The sequence below is a fragment of the Streptomyces sparsus genome (assembly GCF_054776295.1).
The window spans coordinates 1-2,510 of sequence record NZ_BAAHCA010000731.1; the positions used below are offsets into that span (position 1 = coordinate 1).

Annotated in this window: 3 protein-coding genes; all 3 read left to right on the top strand. The window is 74.6% G+C overall.

Annotation, left to right across the window (positions count from 1 at the left end; all coding sequences use genetic code 11):
• Positions 1 to 98: 98 nt before the first annotated feature.
• The 3 genes from rsmI to ACYVE9_RS22720 all read left to right on the top strand — a co-directional run bounded on the left by rsmI (position 99) and on the right by ACYVE9_RS22720 (position 2,333).
• Complete coding sequence (rsmI, locus tag ACYVE9_RS22710) at positions 99 to 971, top strand: 16S rRNA (cytidine(1402)-2'-O)-methyltransferase (RefSeq protein WP_461029749.1); 873 nt, start codon at positions 99 to 101, stop codon at positions 969 to 971.
• 179 nt (positions 972 to 1,150) lie between these two features.
• Positions 1,151 to 1,453 (top strand): hypothetical protein, encoded by a 303-nt coding sequence (locus ACYVE9_RS22715; RefSeq protein ID WP_461029750.1) that lies wholly within the window; start codon positions 1,151 to 1,153, stop codon positions 1,451 to 1,453.
• Between the two features lie 37 nt (positions 1,454 to 1,490).
• Complete coding sequence (locus ACYVE9_RS22720; protein WP_461029751.1) at positions 1,491 to 2,333, top strand: TatD family hydrolase; 843 nt, start codon at positions 1,491 to 1,493, stop codon at positions 2,331 to 2,333.
• The last annotated feature ends 177 nt before the right edge of the window (positions 2,334 to 2,510 follow it).

Below are 2,510 nucleotides of genomic sequence, written 5' to 3' on the forward strand. Positions count from 1 at the left end.
CGGCGGGACGGGCCCCGGAGGTCGCGGAGAGGTGGGCGGGGGCGGCGGGGCGGACGGCGCGGGCGGGGCGGCGGGGCCGGGAGTGACAGGATGGCGGGGTGACGGGAACGCTGGTACTCGCAGGGACACCGATCGGCGACCTGGCCGACGCACCGCCGCGGCTCGCCAAGGAGCTGGCCGCCGCGGACATCGTCGCGGCCGAGGACACCAGGCGGTTGCGTCGGCTGACGCAGGCGCTGGAGGTGCAGCCGGGCGGCCGGGTGGTGTCGTACTTCGAGGGCAACGAAGCCGCGCGCACACCCGAGTTGGCCGACGCGCTGGCCGGTGGCGCCCGGGTGCTGCTGGTGACGGACGCGGGCATGCCCTCGGTGTCGGACCCGGGTTACCGGCTGGTGGCGGCGGCCGTGGAGCGCGGCATCGCGGTGACCGCGGTGCCGGGCCCGTCGGCGGTGCTGACCGCGCTGGCGCTGTCCGGGCTGCCGGTGGACCGCTTCTGCTTCGAGGGGTTCCTGCCGCGCAAGGCCGGCGAGCGGCTGGCCAGGCTGGGCGAGTCGGCGGCGGAGCGCCGCACGCTGGTCTTCTTCGAGGCCCCGCACCGTCTGGCGGCGACGCTGGCCGCGATGGCGGAGGTGTTCGGCGCGGACCGCCGAGCTGCGGTGTGCCGGGAGCTGACGAAGACGTACGAGGAGGTCCGGCGCGGGCCGCTGGGCGAGCTGGTGGAGTGGGCCGCCGAGGGGGTGCGCGGGGAGATCACCGTGGTGGTCGAAGGCGCGCCGGAACCCGGTCCGCAGGACCTGGACGCGGCCGAGCTGGCCCGGCGGGTGGCGGTGCGCGAGGAGGCGGGCGAGTCCCGCAAGGAGGCCATCGCCGCGGTGGCCAAGGACGTGCGGCTGCCCAAGCGTGAGGTGTTCGACGCGGTGGTCGCGGTGAAGCAGGGTGCGTCGCCCCGCGCCGGGCGTACCGGCGGGTAGCGCACTACCGTGGGAGGTGGCAGGGGTTCGGCGGCCCAGCCGGCCTCCCCCGACGGTTTCCGCTGGTCACCCGGCTTGAGGGCGGGATGACGAGCGGGGCCGCTTCGTTGCCCCGAAGTGGGGAAGGCCCGCTGCCCACCGGACCGCCGCGGCGTCCACCGGTGTGGAGAGGAGCCGCCGTGACGGAAGACAGCAGGGCCCCCCGGGAACACCGCTTTCTGCGCATGGTCCAGGAGGCCTACGCCTTCGCGTGTCTGCACTGCGGGCACGCCTGGGAGCAGACCTACGACATCGAACACCACGTGGACGCCGCCGACCGGCCGTTCATCCTCTACTACAGCGGAGGGCAGCGGGTCCCGTCGCCGCTGGCCCGGTTGACGTGCCTCAACTGCGACGAGCACAAGGTGCGCATCGTGCGGGCGGGGCAGGCGGCTGCGGTGCGCTCGGCCCAGGGCCTGGAGCGGCCCGCGCCGCCCCACTGAGGCGGACCGCGCCGGTCGCCGCCCTAGGATTCGGGGCATGCGCAACGACGACCGGGCAGCCCAGCCGGCCCCTCCGCTTCCCGCGCCGCTCGGCGTGGCGGTGGCCGACTCGCACACCCATCTCGACATGCAGGGCACCACCGTCGAGGAGGCGTTGGAGAAGGCCGCCGCCGTCGGCGTGACGACGGTGGTGCAGATCGGCTGTTCCGCGGAGCGCGCGGTCTGGGCCGCGGAGGTGGCCGCCGCGCATCCGCAGGTGTGGGCGGCGGTGGCGCTGCACCCCAACGAGGCTCCGCGGCTGGCGCTGGAGGAGGGCACGGAGGCGTGGGAGGACGCGTTCGCGCGGATCACCGAGCTGGCCGCCCTGCCGCAGGTGCTGGCCGTCGGGGAGACGGGCCTGGACTACTTCCGCACCGGCCCCGAGGGGGTGGCCGTGCAGCAAGAGTCGTTCCGCCGCCACATCGCGCTGGCCAAGGCGACCGGCAAGGCCCTGGTCATCCACGACCGGGACGCCCACGACGACGTGCTGCGCATCCTGGCGGAGGAGGGCGCGCCCGAGCGGACGGTCTTCCACTGCTTCTCGGGTGACGCGGAGATGGCGAAGGTGTGCGCGGCCCGCGGCTACTACCTGTCGTTCGCCGGGAACGTGACGTTCAAGAACGCCCAGCAGCTTCGCGACGCGCTGGCGGTGACGCCGCCGGAGCAGGTCCTGGTGGAGACGGACGCGCCGTTCCTCACGCCCGTGCCGTACCGCGGACGGCCCAACGCGCCCTATCTCGTTCCGGTGACGCTGCGGGCGATGGCCGAGGTGCTCGGCATGGACACGGACGTGCTGGCCGGGCACGTGGCGGCCAACACGGCCCGGGCGTTCGGCTACTGACCGCACCCCGCGACACACCGCCCATTCATCACCGTGGGTGACTGATCCACTTGGGAGAGTGACGCACGCTCCGCTAGGGTCCCGCCCCGCATCGGTCGGACCGCTTGGGAGTGCGTCGTGAGCCATTCACAGGGAAGTCGTCGCGCAGGGCGCGGCAGCCGGCGAGCCCGTGCCGCG

What these genes read in the sequence shown, in the direction of transcription:
- ACYVE9_RS22720 (WP_461029751.1), top strand. Translation starts at nt 1,491, where the DNA reads ATGCGCAACGACGACCGGGCAGCCCAGCCGGCCCCTCCGCTTCCCGCG.